This window comes from Asanoa ferruginea, assembly GCF_003387075.1.
GTDB lineage: Bacteria > Actinomycetota > Actinomycetes > Mycobacteriales > Micromonosporaceae > Asanoa > Asanoa ferruginea.
In genome coordinates this window covers 2,593,001-2,610,129 of the sequence record NZ_QUMQ01000001.1, presented here as the reverse complement: position 1 = coordinate 2,610,129, position 17,129 = coordinate 2,593,001, and the positions used below count along the sequence as shown (strand labels likewise).

General features: G+C 71.9%; 14 protein-coding genes. 6 read left to right on the top strand and 8 right to left on the bottom strand.

Features of this window, described 5'->3' with window-relative positions; genetic code table 11:
- Nucleotides 1–31: 31 nt before the first annotated feature.
- Nucleotides 32–1,108, top strand: coding sequence for a PHP domain-containing protein (locus tag DFJ67_RS12440; RefSeq protein ID WP_116068025.1), 1,077 nt, complete (start codon nt 32–34; stop codon nt 1,106–1,108).
- A gap of 400 nt (nt 1,109–1,508) precedes the next feature.
- Here the strand turns inward: DFJ67_RS12440 and DFJ67_RS12435 are convergent, their stop codons facing one another.
- Nucleotides 1,509–2,483, bottom strand: a complete 975-nt coding sequence (locus DFJ67_RS12435; RefSeq protein WP_116068024.1) for a DMT family transporter — start codon at nt 2,481–2,483, stop codon at nt 1,509–1,511.
- Nucleotides 2,484–2,606: 123 nt separating this feature from the next.
- On the opposite strand from DFJ67_RS12435, the gene DFJ67_RS12430 reads away from it, so the two are divergent.
- Entirely contained in the window at nt 2,607–4,277 is a 1,671-nt protein-coding gene (locus tag DFJ67_RS12430) for a DUF885 domain-containing protein (protein ID WP_116068023.1), read from the top strand.
- A 53-nt stretch (nt 4,278–4,330) separates the two neighbouring features.
- Here DFJ67_RS12430 and DFJ67_RS43775 read toward each other — a convergent pair whose 3' ends face one another.
- The gene (locus DFJ67_RS43775) at nt 4,331–6,400 is read right to left on the bottom strand and encodes a DUF6114 domain-containing protein (RefSeq protein ID WP_239097610.1); all 2,070 of its coding nucleotides are present in this window, start codon (nt 6,398–6,400) and stop codon (nt 4,331–4,333) included.
- 2 nt (nt 6,401–6,402) lie between these two features.
- Nucleotides 6,403–7,017 (bottom strand): DUF6230 family protein, encoded by a 615-nt coding sequence (locus DFJ67_RS12420; protein ID WP_116068022.1) that lies wholly within the window; start codon nt 7,015–7,017, stop codon nt 6,403–6,405.
- Between the two features lie 278 nt (nt 7,018–7,295).
- On the opposite strand from DFJ67_RS12420, the gene DFJ67_RS12415 reads away from it, so the two are divergent.
- Nucleotides 7,296–8,492, top strand: coding sequence for an MATE family efflux transporter (locus tag DFJ67_RS12415; RefSeq protein WP_116068021.1), 1,197 nt, complete (start codon nt 7,296–7,298; stop codon nt 8,490–8,492).
- A gap of 67 nt (nt 8,493–8,559) precedes the next feature.
- A complete protein-coding gene (locus tag DFJ67_RS12410; RefSeq protein WP_116068020.1) occupies nt 8,560–9,105 on the top strand; it encodes a GNAT family N-acetyltransferase in 546 nt (181 codons plus the stop codon).
- Here DFJ67_RS12410 and DFJ67_RS12405 read toward each other — a convergent pair.
- From DFJ67_RS12405 to DFJ67_RS12390, 4 genes are all read right to left on the bottom strand, one after another.
- A complete protein-coding gene (locus tag DFJ67_RS12405; RefSeq protein ID WP_116068019.1) occupies nt 9,051–9,902 on the bottom strand; it encodes an Fpg/Nei family DNA glycosylase in 852 nt (283 codons plus the stop codon). The two genes, DFJ67_RS12410 and DFJ67_RS12405, sit on opposite strands and share 55 nt — an antisense overlap.
- A gap of 10 nt (nt 9,903–9,912) precedes the next feature.
- On the bottom strand, nt 9,913–10,497 hold the full coding sequence (locus DFJ67_RS12400; protein WP_147315499.1) for a hypothetical protein: 585 nt from the start codon (nt 10,495–10,497) through the stop codon (nt 9,913–9,915).
- 121 nt (nt 10,498–10,618) lie between these two features.
- On the bottom strand, nt 10,619–11,863 hold the full coding sequence (purD, locus tag DFJ67_RS12395) for a phosphoribosylamine--glycine ligase (protein WP_116068017.1): 1,245 nt from the start codon (nt 11,861–11,863) through the stop codon (nt 10,619–10,621).
- A gap of 11 nt (nt 11,864–11,874) precedes the next feature.
- On the bottom strand, nt 11,875–13,170 hold the full coding sequence (locus DFJ67_RS12390; RefSeq protein WP_116068016.1) for an adenylosuccinate synthase: 1,296 nt from the start codon (nt 13,168–13,170) through the stop codon (nt 11,875–11,877).
- A 128-nt stretch (nt 13,171–13,298) separates the two neighbouring features.
- Between DFJ67_RS12390 and DFJ67_RS12385 the strand changes: the two genes are divergently transcribed.
- Both DFJ67_RS12385 and DFJ67_RS12380 read left to right on the top strand, forming a co-directional pair.
- Nucleotides 13,299–14,231 (top strand): diacylglycerol kinase family protein, encoded by a 933-nt coding sequence (locus tag DFJ67_RS12385; protein WP_116068015.1) that lies wholly within the window; start codon nt 13,299–13,301, stop codon nt 14,229–14,231.
- 490 nt (nt 14,232–14,721) lie between these two features.
- Nucleotides 14,722–16,638 (top strand): MinD/ParA family ATP-binding protein, encoded by a 1,917-nt coding sequence (locus tag DFJ67_RS12380; protein ID WP_425321073.1) that lies wholly within the window; start codon nt 14,722–14,724, stop codon nt 16,636–16,638.
- On the opposite strand, the gene DFJ67_RS12375 is transcribed toward DFJ67_RS12380, so the two are convergent.
- Nucleotides 16,635–17,060, bottom strand: coding sequence for a DUF3151 domain-containing protein (locus tag DFJ67_RS12375; RefSeq protein ID WP_116068014.1), 426 nt, complete (start codon nt 17,058–17,060; stop codon nt 16,635–16,637). The two genes, DFJ67_RS12380 and DFJ67_RS12375, sit on opposite strands and share 4 nt — an antisense overlap.
- Nucleotides 17,061–17,129 lie beyond the last annotated feature (69 nt).

Here is a 17,129-nt window from a genome sequence, read left to right as displayed (position 1 = left end):
GGTCGGGGCCGCGGCCAAGTAGGTTCGGAGCGTGACCACCGCGCGTGACCCCGTCGCCGATCTTCGGCGCATCGCGTTCCTGCTCGAACGGGCCAACGAGGCGACCTACCGGGTCCGGGCGTTCCGCTCGGCCGCGAAGACGCTGAGCGCCCTGCCCGCCGCCGAGGTCGCGCAACGCGCCGCGGCCGGCACGCTGACCGAGCTGACCGGCGTCGGCGACGTGACCGCCCGCTGCGTCGCCGAGTCGCTGGCCGGCGAGGAGCCGGTCTACCTGCGCCGGCTCAACGCCACCGAGGGCGTCGACCTGGACGACGCGGCCGCCGCGCTGCGCGCCGCGTTGCGGGGTGACTGCCACACCCACTCCGACTGGTCAGACGGCGGCTCCCCGATCGAGGAGATGGCGCTGGCGGCGGTCGAGCTGGGCCACGAATACGTCGTGCTCACCGACCATTCCCCGTCGCTCAAGGTGGCGCGGGGCTTGACCGCCGACCGCTTGAAGCGGCAACTCGACTATGTGGCGGCGGTCAACGAGGCGTTGCCGGCGGGCTTCCGGATCCTGACCGGCATCGAGGTCGACATCCTCGCCGACGGCTCGCTCGATCAGGAAGACGAGTTGCTGGCCAGGCTCGACGTGGTGGTCGCGTCGGCGCACAGCGGCCTGCGCGACGAGAGCGCCCGGATGACCCGCCGGATGCTGCGGGCGATCGAAAACCCGCACATGGACGTGCTCGGCCACTGCACCGGCCGGATGGTCGCCAACCGCCCGGCCGGCGCCGAGGGCCCCGGCGACCGCGGCCACCGCAAGCGGCTGCGCCCACCGTCGGACTTCGACGCGGCGGCCGTCTTCGCCGCCTGCGCCGAACACGGCAAAGCCGTCGAGATCAACTCGCGCCCGGAACGCCAGGACCCGCCGAAGCGCCTGATGCGCCAGGCCCTCGAGGCCGGCTGCGTCTTCACCATCAGCACCGACGCACACGCGCCGGGTCAACTCGACTGGCAACGCTTCGGCTGCGAACGCGCCGCCCTGTGCGGCGTCACCGCCGATCGCGTGGTCAACACCTGGAAGGCCGACCAACTCGTCGACTGGTCGGCCAGCCACGACCGCTAGCCGCCTTTGTCGGTTGCGGCGGCCTTGGCCGTGAAGCCAGCCGCACCTCGGCCAACACCCCCGGCAACGGACGACCCCGCGGCCTTCGGCCGTGAAAGACCGGCCGCACCTCGGCCAACACCCCCGGCAACGGACGACCCCGCGGCCTTCGGCCGTGAAAGACCGGCCGCACCTCGGCCAACACCCCCGGCAACGGACGACCCCGCGGCCTTTGGCCGTGAAGACCGGCCGCACCTCGGCCGGGCCACCGGCGACCGGCGGCGGCGCGACCTCGGCCATAGAGACCGGTCGCACCTCGGCCGATACCCCCGCCAACGGACGGCCCCCGCGGCCTTTGGCCATGAAGACCGGCCGCACCTCGGCCGGCACCGCCCGCGACGGGTGGCGGCGCGGCCTTGCGCTAGGCGCGTTCGACGGCCAGCTCGGTTGCTGGCGTGACGGGGGCGGGTTGAACGCGCTTGCGTGGGCCGATCAGGCCCTGCGCGACGGCCACGCCGAACAGGACGATCAGGGCGCCGACGGGCTGGTGCCAGGTGATGTGCTCGTCGAGCGCCAGCACGCCGATCACCACGGCGAAGACCGGGATCAGGTAGGTGACCATCGACGCCGTGGTGGCGCCGACGATTTTGATGTTGCGCATGTTGAGGACGAAGGCGAGGCCGGTGCCGATCGCGCCGAGCGTCAGGATGCTCGCGATCGCCTTGAGGGACAGGTCGTTGACCGGGGGCGGCGCACCGACGGTCAGCGGCGCCACGATGGCCAGGGCCACCGTCGCCGTGATGAGTTGGCCGGCGGCCAGCGAGATGCCGGACTCGCTGCGGTCGCTCACGAAGCGCTTCGTGTAGGGGATCGCGATCGCGTAGCAGGCCGCCGCCGCGATGCACATGAGCTGGCCGGTGAACTGGGCGCCGCCCAGGCCCTCCCAGACGCCGAGCACGACCAGCACGCCGGCGAAGCCGATCAGCAGGCCGACCGCTCGGCGCGCGGTCATCCGCTCGGTGCGGAACAGGTAGACCGCGAGCGGCAGCACCAGCAGGGCCGTCGTGGCGTTCCAGATGCCGGCCAGGGACGACGAGACGCGCTCCTCCCCGTACCCGAAAAGGGTGAAGGGCATGGCCGTGCCCACCACGCCGGTGACCGTGAGGTGCAACCAGAGGCGCGGGTCGCGGGGCAACCTGTCGCGCGTCACGACGATCACGACGAGCAGGGTCAGCACGCCCGCGAGCACCCGACCGAGCGTCACGTAGAGCGGGTGCAGCTCGGCGACGCCGACCTTGATGAAGAGGAAGCTCGAGCCCCAGATCACGCCGAGCAGCAGGAAGCCCGGAAGCCAGGTGCGCTGGTCGGCCCTGTCAGGACTGGTTGCGGTGGTCACCCATGACACTCTGCCTTATGGGTACGACAAGAATCGCGCGCTTTTCGGACCCGGCCCTCGACCCTTCCCTACACCCCTCCCGCAGCCCAAAAATCGTCGGACCCATGCCTTAGGGTCAAACGCGTGGGACGAATCGATGACCTCGCCAACCGTTACGTCGACGACTGGGCACCGCTCAACCCGGCGGGTGCCACGTTCGTCGGCATCCAGGGCTTTGACGACCAGTTCGAAGACCTGTCACCCGAAGGCTTCACGGCCGGCGCCGAGCTGACCCGGCGCACGCTGGCCGAGCTCGCCACGACCGAGCCCGAAACCGAGTCCGAGCGGGTCGCCAAAGACGCGATGCAGGAGCGGCTGGGCCTCGAGCTGGCGCGTTACGACGCCGGCGAGGTCACCAGCGAGCTCAACGTGATCTCCAGCGCCCTGCACGGGCTGCGCGGCGCGTTCGACCTGATGCCGACCGACGGCGCCGAGGCGGTCGGCAACATCGCGTCCCGCCTCAACGCGTTCCCGCGCGCGGTCGAGCAGCTCCAGGTCACCCTCCGCGAGGCCGCCGCACAGGGGCACGCCAGCTCCCGCCACCAGATGCTCGAGGTGGCCAAGCAGTGCGACATCTGGACCGACCCGGCCCGCGACAACTTCTTCCACGCGCTCGCCGACCGGCTCGATGCCGACGGCGCGCTGCGCGCCAAGCTCGAGCAGGGCGCGGCCGCGTCCACCGCCGCCACCCAGGCGTTCGGCCTGTTCCTCCGCGACGAGCTCGCCCAATTCGGCCGGGACAAGCAGGCCGCCGGTCGTGAGCGCTACCAGCTCGCCTCGCAATACTTCCTGGGCGCCAAGGTCGACCTCGACGAGACCTACGCGTGGGGCTTCGAGGAGCTGGCCCGCCTCGAGTCCGAGATGCGCACCGTCGCGGCGCGGATCGCCGGCTCGGGCGCGTCGATCGACGACGCTGTCCACGCGCTCGACTCCGACCCGGCCCGGCGCATCGAGGGCAAGGAAGCGTTCCGCGACTGGATGCAGAGCCTGGCCGACAAAGCCATCGCCGAGCTGCACGGCACCCACTTCGACATCCCCGAGCAGGTCCGCCGCATCGAGTGCATGCTGGCGCCGACCAGCGACGGCGGCATCTACTACACGGGCCCGAGCGAAGACTTCAGCCGCCCGGGCCGCATGTGGTGGGCCGTGCCCGCCGGCATGACCGACTTCGCGACGTGGAAAGAGGTCACGACCGTCTACCACGAGGGCGTGCCCGGTCACCACCTCCAGGTCGCGCAGACGGCGGTCCGCACCGAGTTGCTCAACCGCTACCAGCGGCTGCTGCTGTGGGTCTCCGGCCACGGCGAGGGCTGGGCCCTCTATGCCGAGCGCCTGATGGATGACCTCGGCTACCTGTCCGACCCCGGCGACCGCCTCGGCATGCTCGACGCACAGGCCTTCCGCGCCGCCCGGGTGATCGTCGACATCGGCATGCACCTCGAGCTGGAGATCCCGCGCGACAACGCCTTCGGCTTCCACCCGGGCGAGCGCTGGACCCCGGAGCTGGGCTGGGAGTTCATGCGCGCACAATGCCGCGTGCAAGACGACGTGCTCCGCTTCGAGCTCAACCGCTACCTCGGCTGGCCGGGACAGGCCCCGTCCTACAAGGTCGGCGAGCGCATCTGGCTACAGGCCCGCGACGACGCCCGGGCCCGCAAGGGCGCCGACTTCAACCTCAAGGAGTTCCACCGCCAGGCGCTCGACCTGGGCTCCATCGGCCTCGACCCGCTGAAGGCAGCTCTGGCCCGCCTCTAGGTTTGCCATCGGCTGGTGCCGGCCGCTTGCACGGCCGGCACCGCCAGGCGTGGCTACGTGGATGCCGGGGGGAAGGACTCGTCGAGCGTGGGCGCCTCGAGGGTGTCGCACGCTACGTAGGCGAGCTGGATGTTCGGATCGGTGAACTCGATCTTCGGCACGGTCAGCGGAATCCCGTCCGGAGGTATCGGCGACTCGGGGGTCAGGGTGAGCTTGACGCCGAGAAACCGGCCGACAAAGCGCGTCGCGTAGAACGCGACGTCCCCTCTCACCACCAGCGGGTCGCTCTTGATGAGCAGCGGCCGGCCTTCGCCCTGGGGCACCCGCAGGGCGAAGTCGTCAACCCGCGACCGGCTCATCGTGAACTTCAACGCCTGGATGTCGCCGCTCGAGGTGTGCAGCGTGGCGATACCGGCGATGGTCAGGTCCCACATGGTCAGCTTCGACCCGGTCAGCACCGACGGGCTGCGGTTGACGTCCGGCAGGCCCTCGTCGCCGAGCAGAGCCAGCGTCGGCTGCTCCTCGTCCGACGGCGCTGAGCCCGACGAACGCGCGCAGCCCGGCTTGGGCTTCGGCTTCGTCGTCGCTGTGCTGTTCTTCGACGGCGCCGGCTTCGCGATGGTGGCAGGTGCGGGCGTCGGGTCGGCCGCACCCTCCTTCGTCGCCGTGTCCTTCGCCGAGTCGCCATCGAAGAGCCCGGTGATGCCGTCGACGATCCGGCCGATGATCCCGGGGTCGTCCCCTTCCGACCCACCGGCGTCCGGCGTGGGCGTCGGCGTCGCGGCCGGCGGAACGACGGGAACGGCCGGCTTCTCCCCCGCCGGCTTCGACGCCGTGACGGGCGGCGCCTTCGGACACGGCGCGGCGTAGGCCGGTGTGCTCGTGCGAAGACCGAAAACCGCGGTCATCCCGAGCACGATCAGGAAACCGATCACCGTGTAGAACCGCGGACTCTCCCGCCGCGGCAACACCTGCGGATCCTCGGCGGGCGCATCCTTGGCCGATCCGGGGTCCCCGCCGGACTGCGCCGGCACGCCGGCCTCCGCCCCGTGCCCGTCCGCGGACCGCCCGGGTCCGTGGGACACCAGCCCAGCCGACTCGCTGGACCGCCCAGGTAAGTCGGACGCCAGCCCGGCCGGCTCCGTTGACCGCGCGGGCTCGCCAGGGACCCACCCAGTCGGGTCCGTTGATCCACCGGCACCGTCGGGGAACCACCGGACCTCACCATCCGACTGCCCGGATGCGTCAGGCGTCGACCCAACCGTGTCGGACGACCGCCCGGATCCGTCAGAGGTAGACCCAACGGAGCCTCCGGAGTGCCCGGACCCGTCAGCGAACGACCCAACCTCGCCGTCCGACCGACCAGACCCGGCGGGTGCCGACCCGATCGGCTCTGCTGGCTGCGCGCCAGCGTCAGGGAACCAGCGAACCTCGCCGCTCGACCGCTCGGGCCCGTCGGGCGCCGACGCGACCGCGTCGCCGGACCCGTCAGGGAACGACCCGGCGGCGTCGCCCGAGCGCCCGGGTCCATCGGGCAGGGAGCGCTCGTCGGGCACCGACCCGACCCTCTCCGACGGCCGCTCCGGCGCGTCCGGATCGGACAGCCCGGGAATCAGGCTGTCCGAAGTCACCGGCTGCCCGGCCGTCTCGTCAACCGCCGGCTCCGCGTCGACCGGCCCAGGCTGCGCTGGGATCAGCGGACCCCCGGCCGGCGTCGTTGCAACCGGCGGCGTCGCGAGGGGAGTCCAACCGAAGACCAACCCGGCACCCACGATGCCGAGGACCAGGCCCAGGAAGAAGCCGCCCAGGTTGACGCCGATGAGCGAGAACACCGCGGTGACCGCGCCCACGACGGCGTAGAACATGCGTTGCTGCGGCGTGGACCAGGCGAGCAGGCCGCAAGCCGCCAGGATGGTGGGGATCAGCCAGGACAGGAAGCCGGTCGGGCCGAGTTGGAAGCTCAGCCCGCCGAGGCTCAACTGGGTGGAGAGGAAGATCTCGATGCCGCTGAGGAGTAGCAGCAGCCCGCCCCAGAATGGGCGGCTGCGGCGCCAGCGGCCGAAGCTGCGCCAGGTCCGGCCCGCGAAAGAGGGCCGGACATGGGACGCGCTGGGGTTGCTCATCGTCAGAAACATTCCTTGGCGTCTGCGCCGACGTTGACCTTGAGGCGCAGGCCGGTGAGGGTGAAGGTGCCCGCGGTCGTCGACCAGGCCACCTGCTTGAGGTCGTTGATGACGACCTTGTCGGCCTGCTGGCCGAACGAGCCCGTCGCGCCCTTGGCCGACGCCGGGCCCTTGTTGAGCGTGCCGGCGTCGCGGCCGATCTCGATGTTGGTGAACGTCGCGTCGCCGTTGAGCTCGGTGAGGTCGAGGAGCAGGTTGCTAGCCCGCGCGGGCTTGTCGCCGCCGCCCGCGTTGATGGTCAGCACGACCGGCGCGCCGGGGACCTTGACCGACTGGCACAGGTTGGTCAGCGTCGCCTTGTTGATGCCGGAGACCGCGACCGGGTGGGCGGCGCCGTTGCCGTCCTGCACCACGCCGCCGTATTGGACGAAGCCGTCGCCCACGAGTTTGTCCGCCGAGACCTTGAAGGTCTGGCCGGACACGGCGAACGAGGCGGCGATGGCCCCGTTGGCCATGCCGAAGACGATGAAGCCGGCGGCGGCCAGGGCCGGCAGCGTGAGCGCGGCGAACCGCCGCCAGCGGGTCTTTCCCCGCGTTGTTTCAAGGGGTTCTGACACGGTTCCTCCTACGCGCGTTACTCACTGGTAACCCAGAACGGACCGATGGTGCTCCTGTGCGACGGAGGTCACAAGATGCCGGTTACCGAGGAGTAACCGCAGCACGGCCGCAGCACAGATGCACCGCCACCGATTGCGATCAAGGACCGCGCCGCGAAAACCCACAAAGACCGACAGACCATGCCAGCGAAAGGACGCTCCGTGACAACCGTATCGACGTGTCACGATTTGATAACAACACCGTCAGCCAACGTTTGGGGCTTAGGCTGCACGGCGTCATGACTGCGCTAACCCGCCCAGAAGCCGCCCCCGCGTCGTCGACCGGGCGGCGCATCGCGGCCGCCGGTGCCGCGGTCGCCATCGCCGGTGCGCTGACCAACGCGCTCGGCTACCTCGTGCCGGTCATCGGCGCCCGGCAACTCACCAGCGCCGACCTCAGCGCTCTGGCCACCGTGCTCGGCCTGACCGCGATCGCGTCGGTGCCCGGCCTCGGTCTGCAAATCGCGATCGCCGTGCACCGCGCCCGCAACGGCGCCGCGTCGACCAACAAAATCAGCATCGCGACCGCGGTGGTGTCGGCCGGTGCGCTCGCCGTGCTCGCGCCGCTGCTGGTGCCGGTGCTCGACCTGCCCGCGCACTACACGCTGCTGGCCGCTCTGGCCACGCTGCCGACCGTGCTCGCCGGCCGCTGGCTCGGCGAGCTGCAGGGCGACCAGCGCTTCCTGCGCCTGGCGCTGGGCATGGCGGTGCTCGCCGTGGGCCGCTACGGCGGGCTCATCGTCGGCCTGGTCGCCGGCGCCGGCCTCACCGCCTCGCTGATCGGCAGCGCCGCCCTGAGCTGGCTGATCCCGCCTTCGCTGGCCGTGCTCGGCCGCAGCCGCAAGGCCCACGTCGCCGACGCCATCCGCGGCCGCGAGGTGTTGACCGCCTGCTCGGCGACGCTGGCGATGCTGGTCGCGTCCTACGCCGACCTGCTGCTTGCCCGCCATCTGCTGACCGCCGACGCCTCCGGCGCCTACTCGGTCGGCACGGTGTTGACCAAGGGCGCGCTGTGGGCGCCGCAGGTGGTCACCGTGCTCGCCCTCCCCCGCCTGGCCCAGGGCAGCCGGCGCGCGCTGCGCACCGCGCTGCTCCTGGTCGCCGCCAGCGGCGCCGTCCTGGTCGCCGCGTCGGCACTGGCCGGCGGCTTCGCCTTCGCGCTGGCCGGCGGCGACGACTACACCCACCTCGGCCGCTACGCGCCGGTGTTCGCCGCCACCGGTGCCCTCTACGCCCTGGTCTTCGTGCTGCTCAACGACCGCGTAGCCACCGCGACCAAGTGGGCCTCGGCGCCCGTCTGGGTGGCGGTGGTGGCCCTGCTCGTGGTCGCCGAGTTCATCGCGCCGCACACCCTGGCCGGTGTCATGTGGAGCGCCCTCGGCGCCGCCGCGGTCGCACTCGCACTCAGCGCGGCCGGCAGACTACGCCGCCGATGACCATCAAGACCCGCGAAGCGACCGCCGCCGTCGCACTCACGCTCAACGCGGCCGGCAGACTACGCCGATGACCGTCAAGATCCGCGAAGAGACCAGCGACGACGCCAACGCCGTCCACGCGATCCACGCCGCGGCCTTCGGCGATGACCTCGTGCCGCGCCTGGTTACCCAGTTGCGGCAACGCCCGGCCACGTTCGCGCCGCGCGGCTACGTGGCCACCGTCGACGGCGAGGCCGCCGGGCACGTCATGCTCACCGCTTCCTGGCTCGACGCGCCAAAGAAGCTCGTCGACGTGCTCGTGCTGTCACCGCTGGGGGTGCTGCCACAGCACCAGCGTCGCGGCATCGGCACGCTGCTGGTCGCCCGCGCGATCGAAGAGGCCGACAGGGCCGGCGCTCCCCTGCTGTTCCTCGAGGGCGACCCCGCCTACTACCGGGAGCGGGGCTTCCACGAGGCCACCCCGCTCGGCTTCCGCAAGCCCAGCCTGCGCATCCCCGACGCGGCGTTCCAGGTGGTCAAGCTCAGCACATACGAGCCCTGGATGACCGGCACCCTGGTCTACGCCGAGCCCTTCTGGGCGCTCGACTGCGTCGGGCTAAGAGAAGAAGACTGACAGGTCGGGCACCAATACGAGTTGCGCCCCGCCAACCCGGCCCGCGCCACCGGGGTGCCGCAGATCAGGCACGGCTGGCCGGTGCGGCGATAGACGTAGACCTCACCGCCGTGCCGGTCGACCCGCGGCGCCCGTCCCATCGCCTCGGGCAGGTGCTTGCTGTGCACAGTGTCGATCCGCCCCACCGCCACGCCCTCGGCCATCAGCGCACGCAGGTCTGCCCACATCGACCACACCTGGTCGGCGGAGACCGAACGCCCCGGCCGGGTCGGCGCGATCCCGGCCCGGAACAGCACCTCGCTGGCATACACCAGGCCGACGCCCGCGATGATCGACTGATCCAGCAGCAGCGCCGCCATCGGGGTGGGGCTGCGCACGATCCGGGCCACCGCGGCGGCCGGCGACGCGTCGTCACGCAGCGGATCGGCACCCAGCCGGCCCCGCAGCGCACCAACCTCCGGCGGCGTGAGCACCGAACAGTCGGTCGGCCCCCGCAGATCGAGCCAGTGCCCGCCACCCACCACCCGCATCCGCACCTGCCCCACGGGCACTGGGGGCGTGCCGGCTCCTTCGGTCACCGTGCCGTAGAGCCCGAGGTGCACATGCACCGAAAGCCCACCCGAGTAGTGGTGGAACAGGTGCTTCCCGTACGCCTCGGTCGCACACAGCAGCGTGCCGGACAGCAAAGCCGCGCCTTCCGCGAACCGCCCCTGGGGGCTGGAAAGCTCGACCTTGTGTCCGGCGAACAGCTCACGATGCCGGGCCGCCAACCGATGGATCGTGTGACCTTCCGGCATGCGAAGAACCTCAGGGTGCGTCGGGCGCCGCCTGTTCGGCACCGGCCGACGGGGTGGCGGTCATGGTCCCGTTGACCGTAGCCGTCGCCGTGATCGTCTTCTTGGCCACGGGGCCACCGCCGACCGTCATCAGCAGGTAGCTGTGTTTGGCCGTCTGGCCCGGGTCCCAGTCGCCGCAGGGGAACGAGAAAGACTGCGAGCCCGAGGCGCCGTAGGTGTCGTAGATGCCCTGACCGTCGACCGAGATGGTGACCTTGTCGGTGCCGGTCACCTTCCACTCCACGGTCACCTCGCGCCCGTTGGGCCACTCGCCGGACGGGCAATGCGGCTTCTGCTTGATCCGGAAGTATTCGATCCACGGATCCTTCCGAACGTTCCCGCCGTCGGTGCCCCCGTTGTCGGAGCCGCCGTCGGCGGAAGCCGTCGGCGACGGGCTCACGTCAGCATCCGTCAGCGTGTCGTCGCCGATCGAATACGACGTGCCGGGCGACGGCGACCCCGACGCGAGATCGGTGTCGCCCTTCTCGCCACAGGCCGACAAGAACGTGGCCGCGACCGCGGCGAGCAGCACCATTGGGATCCGGAAGGTCCTCATGGCTACACACGGTAGAAACCGATTGAGCCTGGCGAATCCCGCTTTCGTGCCGCGTCGCGGTCGAGTTCCCGACGACAACCCGATCTGATGAGGACGATCACCCGCGGGCCGCCAGAACGAGCTAGCCCGGAACCCGGATCCGCCCCTCGACGGCGGCCAGCGCGATGTCGCGCCTGATCACCGCGTCGGCCAGCGACACCCCGTCAACCAGGGCGTACGCCGCATCCCGGGCCGCCGAAAGATCCGCGCCGATCGCCGTCACCGACAGCACCCGCCCACCGGCGGTGACCAGTTCCCCGCCCGACGCTCGCGCCGTGCCGGCGTGGATGAAGCCCGCGCCGGAAACCCCGGAGATCACGTCCCCGCTCCGCGACGACGCCGGGTAGCCAGCCGACGCGATGACCACCGTCACCGCCGCGCCGGAGCGCCAGCGCAACGGCTGCAGTGAAGCCAGCGAACCGGTCGCCGCCGCCCGCAACACGTCTGCCAACGGCGTCTCCAGCAGCGGCAGCACGACCTGCGACTCCGGGTCACCGAACCGCGCGTTGAACTCGATCACCTTCGGCCCGCCGCGGGTCAGTGCCAGCCCCACGTAGAGCAGCCCGGCGAACGGCGTCCCGCGCCGGCGCATCTCGGCCAGCGTCGGGTGCACCACGGTGGCCAGCACGTCGTCGACCAGCGACGGCGGTGCCCACGGCAGCGGCGCGTAGGCGCCCATCCCGCCGGTGTTGGGCCCCGTGTCGCCCTCGCCGACCCGCTTGAAGTCCTGCGCCGGGAGCAGCGGCACCGCGGTCTCGCCGTCAGTGACCACGAACAGCGAGACCTCCGGCCCGTCGAGGAACTCCTCGATCACGACCCGCTCGCACGCCGCCGCGTGTGCGAGTGCGGCGTCCCGGTCGTCGGAGACCAGGACGCCCTTGCCCGCGGCCAGCCCGTCTTCCTTGACCACATAGGGCGCGCCGAACCGGTCGAGCGCCGCCGCGGCCTCGGCCGGGTCGGTGGTGGACACCGAGCCGGCGGTCGGCACGCCGGCTGCGGCCATGACCTCATTGGCGAAGGTCTTCGACCCCTCCAATTGCGCCGCCGCCGCCGTCGGCCCGAAGCAGGCGATGCCCTTCGCGCGAACGGCGTCGGCCACGCCGGCCACCAGCGGCGCCTCGGGCCCGACCACGACCAGGTCGGCGCTGACCTCGACGGCCAGCGCGGCGACCGCGTCGGGGTTGGTGGCCTCCACCGGGTGGAGCTCGGCCACCTCGGCGATGCCGGGGTTGCCGGGCGCCGCGATCAGCGTGACACCGGGAGAAGCCGCCAGACCAAGGGCGAGGGCATGCTCGCGCCCGCCGCTACCAATGAGAAGAATGCGCACGATGTCGGATCCTAGGGCACCCGGAGAAGGTCATGCCGCACGACGTTCTCCTCGCGGCCGGGGCCGACACCGATGACCGACACCCGGGTGCCGCACAGCTCCTCGATCCGCTCCACGTAGGACCGGGCCGCCGCCGGCAACTCGTCGAAGCTGCGCGCCTTGGAGATGTCTTCCCACCAGCCGTCGTGCTCCTCGTAGACCGGCACCGCGTGGTGGAAGTCGGTCTGCGACATCGGCATGTCGGCGTGGACGGTGCCATTGATCTCGTACCCGATGCAGATCGGCACTTTCTCCAACCCGGTCAGCACGTCGAGCTTCGTGATCACCATGTCGGTGATGCCGTTGAGCCGCACCGCGTAGCGCGCGACCACCGCGTCGAACCAACCACACCGCCGCTCGCGACCGGTCGTCGTGCCATATTCGGCGCCCACCTTGCGCAGGTGCGCGCCGTTTTCGTCGAAGAGCTCGGTCGGGAAGGGACCAGATCCAACCCGGGTGGTGTACGCCTTCGCGACGCCGATCACCTGGGTCACCGCGGTCGGCGGGATCCCGGCGCCCACGCAGGCGCCCCCGGCGGTCGGGTTGGACGACGTCACGAACGGATAGGTGCCGTGGTCCATGTCGAGCATGGTCGCCTGGGCGCCCTCCATCAGCACGATCTCGCCCCGGTCGAGCGCCGACCAGAGGATCTCGCGGGTCTCGGCGATGTAAGGCCGCAGCCGTTCGGCGTACGCCAGATATTCCTCGACCACCGCGTCGGCGTCGATCGCCTTGCGGTTGTAGACCTTGAACAGGGTCTGGTTCTTCTCCCGCAGGGTCAGCTCGAGCTTCTTGCGCAGGATGCCCGGGTCGAGCAGGTCCTGCACCCGGATGCCCATCCGCGCGACCTTGTCGCCGTAGGCCGGCCCGATCCCCCGACCGGTCGTGCCGATCCGCGCCGAGCCCAGGTAGCGCTCGACGACCCGGTCCAGGGCCCGGTGGTGCGGCATGATCAGGTGCGCGTCACCGGAGATCCGCAGGCGGGACACGTCGACGCCGCGCTCCGCGAGCCCGTCGATCTCGGCCAGCAGCACCTTGGGGTCGATCACCACGCCGTTGCCGATCACGATCACCGCGTTGGGCGAGAGCGCACCCGAGGGCATCAGGTGCAGGGCGTACTTCTGCCCGTCTGGGGTGATCACGGTGTGACCGGCGTTGTTGCCGCCCGAGTAGCGGACGACGTAGTCAACCTGCCCGCCAAGCAGGTCGGTAACCTTGCCTTTGCCCTCGTCGCCCCACTGCGCGCCGAGAAGCACTATCGCTGGCATCTTTTTCGACCGCCTCCACGGGGCTCGGGTGCCAGGGTGGCGACCACTTGGCGAGCCCGAGATGTCAGGCTAACAACAAACCGAAGAACGCCTGGACGCGACAGCGTTCACGCCCGAGGAGACCGACCGTGTACGACGTGGTCCTGCTGACCCTGGCCGAAGGGGCGGGTGAGGCGTGTTGCGGCGCGGACACCTGCGCCACGGATACTTTGCGGGCCCCCGTGCGGGCCTGCATGGACGCGCTGGTCGCCGCCGGTGCGCGGGTCGAGACGGTCACCGCACACGACGACAAGGCGATCGACGCGGTCCTGGCGAGGTTCGACGGCCCGGCCCGGCCTGACGGCCTGACCTGGCCAGATCGCGACAGCAAGACCCGGCTGGTGGTCGCCACGGCCACCGACAGTCAGTTGCGGCACGTGCTGCGCAGACTTGTCCGGCGGTACGCGCCAGCGCCCAGCCGCCGCCCCGCCGACCTCGCCGGTAACCGGACGGTGCCCGACCTGCCGGCGGTAGCCGTACTCCCGATGGGTCCGGCTTCTCGTGATCTTGTCGAGCAGCTCGGCCTGCCCCGCGACCCCGCGGCGGTCGCGGCGGCCGTCCTCGACGGCCCGGTCAAGCGGCTCGACCTGCTGCGCAACGATGCCGGCTCGGTCACCCTCGACGGCGCGCTGATCGGCGGCCGCGCCGACGACAAGCTGCTCCCCTGGCGCGGTCGGGTGGAGGTCGACGACGCGGTGCTCAGCGACGGCGACGACCCGGTGCTGGCCTGCGCGGTCGGCAACGCCGCCGGTTATGCCGACCTCGACGGCCTGCCGCTGTTGACCGGCGCCGACCCGACGTCCGGGCAGATCGAGGTCGCGATCGCGGTCCCGGTGGTCTCCCGCACGCTGTTCGGCCGGGCCAAGCCGCGGGTCGAGGTGCGCCGCGCCCGTGGTCGCGCCGTGGCGGTGCTGCCCCGCGACGAGGAGATCCCGTTCGTCGACGACGGGGTCGCGGGAACCCTCACCCGCAAGCGATCCTGGTGGATCGAACCAGGCGCCTGGGCCGTCTACACCCGCTGATCTCCCGCGGTGCGGCTGTCGAAGCAGGTTCGCCTTACGCTTGGGACGGTAGTGACCGCTGAATGTGGGGGTGGCCGGCGTGGTTGACGATTCGGACCGGGTCTACCGGCCGGCAGGCAACGGCGCCGCGCAGTGGCGCGGCGGCGAGCAGCCCTGGCCGCCGGACGACCCCGAGGCCGGGTCCGACGACCAGGACCCGGGCACGCCCGCGGTGCCGCCGCCACCGCCGCCGATCCGGGTGCCGGCGCCGCCCGCACCGCCGCCGATCAACCGGCCCGGTCTGCCCGCACCGAGTGCCGGCCGACCTGCTCCGAACCCTCCGCCGCCGGTGCGGCCGCCCGGGCAGTCCGTGCAGCCACCCGCCCCGCCACCGCCGCCGTTCCCCCCGGGCGGTCATCCGGGTCCGGTTCAGCCGGGCGCGGGTCATCATCTGACCGCCGGTCAGTTCAGCGGAGACGCCGGCCGGCACGGCGGTCCGGCCCAGCAGGGCGTGTATGGCCGCCCGCCGGCGCCCCCGCAGCCTGGTTCCGGTGGCCCGCACCAGCCGGGCTTTCCGCCCGCACCGCAAGGCGGCCCACAGCAGCCGGGCCAAGGCTCCGCACCGCACGCCGCCGGACCGCACCAGCCGGGTCAACCGCCCGCGCCGCAAGCCGCCGCGCCACACCAGCCCGGCCAAGGGCCCGCCGCGCAGGCGGCAGGCCCACACCAGCCCGGCCAATCGCCCGCACCGCAAGCCGCTGGCACACACCAGCCCGGCCAAGGGCCCGCCGCGCAGGCGGCAGGCCCACACCAGCCTGGCCACCCGGCAGGGCCGCAGGCGACTGCTCCACATCAGCCGGCCGGCACGCAGGCCGCCGGGGCACACCAGCCTGGCTTCCCGCCTGCGGGGCAGGGAGCCGCACCGCACCAGCCCGCCGGTCCCGGCGACGCGCCGGCACCGCCGCAGCAACCTGCACCGCAACAGGCCCGGCCCGACCAACCGGCAGGGCCGCACGCCGACGCGACGCAGGCAGAGCCGGTCCAGTCACACCAGCAGCCCGTCGCGACGCCGCCCGGTCCGATGCCGCCGGCATACCGCCCGCCGGCCACCCAGCCCGACCAGCAATCCGGTGCGGCTCAGCAGGCGGCCTCGATGCCGATGCAACGCGGCGCCGACGGCACGCCGAGCGGAACGCCCTGGTCACAACCCCCGCAACGGCCGACCTCCCCACCACCGGCCGCACCCCCGCACCCCGGCGGCGCCCAGCCGGTCCCGCCTGGCCCCGGCATCCCCGGCCCCGCCGGCCATCCCGGGCAGGCGGCCCACGCCGGCCACCCGGGCCAGCCGCCCGCCGCGGACCAGCACGACCCGGCGCAAGGCGAGATCGCTCCAGGTGTGGTCGAGGTTCCGCAGCAGGGCGTCTACCGGATGCCGACCCCGTCGACCCCGCCCGCGACCGCCAACCCCCGCGCTGCGGAATGGACGCCCGACGCGGGCGTGCCGACCGCCGACGACTTCGCCCGGCGCCGCGCGATGCGCCCACCGGACCCGATCGCCAGCAGTGGCGTGCGCGCGGTGCTCAACAAGACCTCGATGGGTCTGGTCAAGCTGCCGCCCGGCGCACACGAGCGGAGCCGGCGGCAGGAGATCGAGACCGTCCGCCGCAACTTCGGTGGGCTGCGCCAGGTCACCGTGGTCAACCCCAAGGGCGGCGCGGGCAAGACGGTGGCGATTCTGCTGCTCGCGATGACGTTCGGGCAGAACCGCGGCGGGTACGTGCTGGCCTGGGACAACAACGAGACCCAGGGCACCCTGGGCATGCGGGCGTCGCAGGACTTCCACAACCGCACGGTCCGGGATCTGCTGCGCGACCTCGCGCAGTTCCGCACCGCGCAGGGGCGGGTCGGTGACCTCTCGCAGTATGTGCGGGCGCAGGGCGAGGGCATGTTCGACGTGCTCGCGTCCGACGAGTCGGCCACGGCCGGCGAGATGCTCACCGCCGCCGCGTTCGCGCACATCCGTGACGTGGTCAGCCGCTTCTACAAATTGATCTTCGTGGACACCGGCAACAACGTACGCGCGCAGAACTGGCAGGCGGCGATCGACGCGACCGACCAGCTCGTGGTGACCATGTCGGCCCGAAACGACTCCGCCGAGACCGCCGCCCGGATGCTCGACCACCTGGAGCAGACGGGCCGTCACCGGCTCGTAAGGCAGGCGGTCACGGTCGTGTCGATGCCGCCGTCCCGGCGCGAGATCGACCTGCCGCCGATCGAGAGCCACTTCGCCGCGCGTACCCGTGCGGTGTTGTTGGCTCCTTATGAGCGGTTGATCGACACCGGCGAGCCGATCCGCTATGCCGGGATCAGCAAGGAAAGCCGCGACGCCTGGTTGAAGATCGCCGCGGCCGTGGCCGAAGGGCTTTAGCCGGCGAGGGCGTCGGCCGCCGCGGGGTCGCAATCGCGGAGGAACTGGGCGCACCGGGCGGCCTCGTCGGCCTCGCCGATCTCGTCGGCCGCCCGGGACAGCACGTAGAGGCTGTGCAGGAAGCCGCGGTTGCCCTCGTGCGACCACGGCACCGGGCCGTGGCCCTTCCAGCCATTGCGGCGGAGCTGGTCCAGGCCGCGGTGGTAGCCGGTGCGGGCGTAGGCGTAGGCGGTCACCGCGTGGCCCTCGTCGAGCGCCCGCTGCCCCAGCGCCGCCCAGCCACCGCTGAAGGTCGGGTGCGCGGCTGCGACCTGCTCGTAGGCGGCGTCGGTGCCGTCCTTCTCGGCCACTTCGAGCGCGGCGGCGGCGGACTCGTCGACCGGGATCCGGGTCGCCGGCGGCTCGGGCATCAGGTTCTGCATCCGCTCATTCAACCGTGCGACCGACCGCGGACGGTGACTGAACGGCTGAGGCTTTCGTCACGCGTGCGG

Coding starts and splice junctions, on each gene's coding strand:
- DFJ67_RS43775 (WP_239097610.1), bottom strand. CDS start 6,400: ATGAGCAACCCCAGCGCGTCCCATGTCCGGCCCTCTTTCGCGGGCCGG.
- DFJ67_RS12415 (WP_116068021.1), top strand. CDS start 7,296: ATGACTGCGCTAACCCGCCCAGAAGCCGCCCCCGCGTCGTCGACCGGG.
- DFJ67_RS12410 (WP_116068020.1), top strand. CDS start 8,560: ATGACCGTCAAGATCCGCGAAGAGACCAGCGACGACGCCAACGCCGTC.
- DFJ67_RS12405 (WP_116068019.1), bottom strand. CDS start 9,902: ATGCCGGAAGGTCACACGATCCATCGGTTGGCGGCCCGGCATCGTGAG.
- DFJ67_RS12400 (WP_147315499.1), bottom strand. CDS start 10,497: ATGAGGACCTTCCGGATCCCAATGGTGCTGCTCGCCGCGGTCGCGGCC.
- DFJ67_RS12390 (WP_116068016.1), bottom strand. CDS start 13,170: ATGCCAGCGATAGTGCTTCTCGGCGCGCAGTGGGGCGACGAGGGCAAA.
- DFJ67_RS12375 (WP_116068014.1), bottom strand. CDS start 17,060: ATGCAGAACCTGATGCCCGAGCCGCCGGCGACCCGGATCCCGGTCGAC.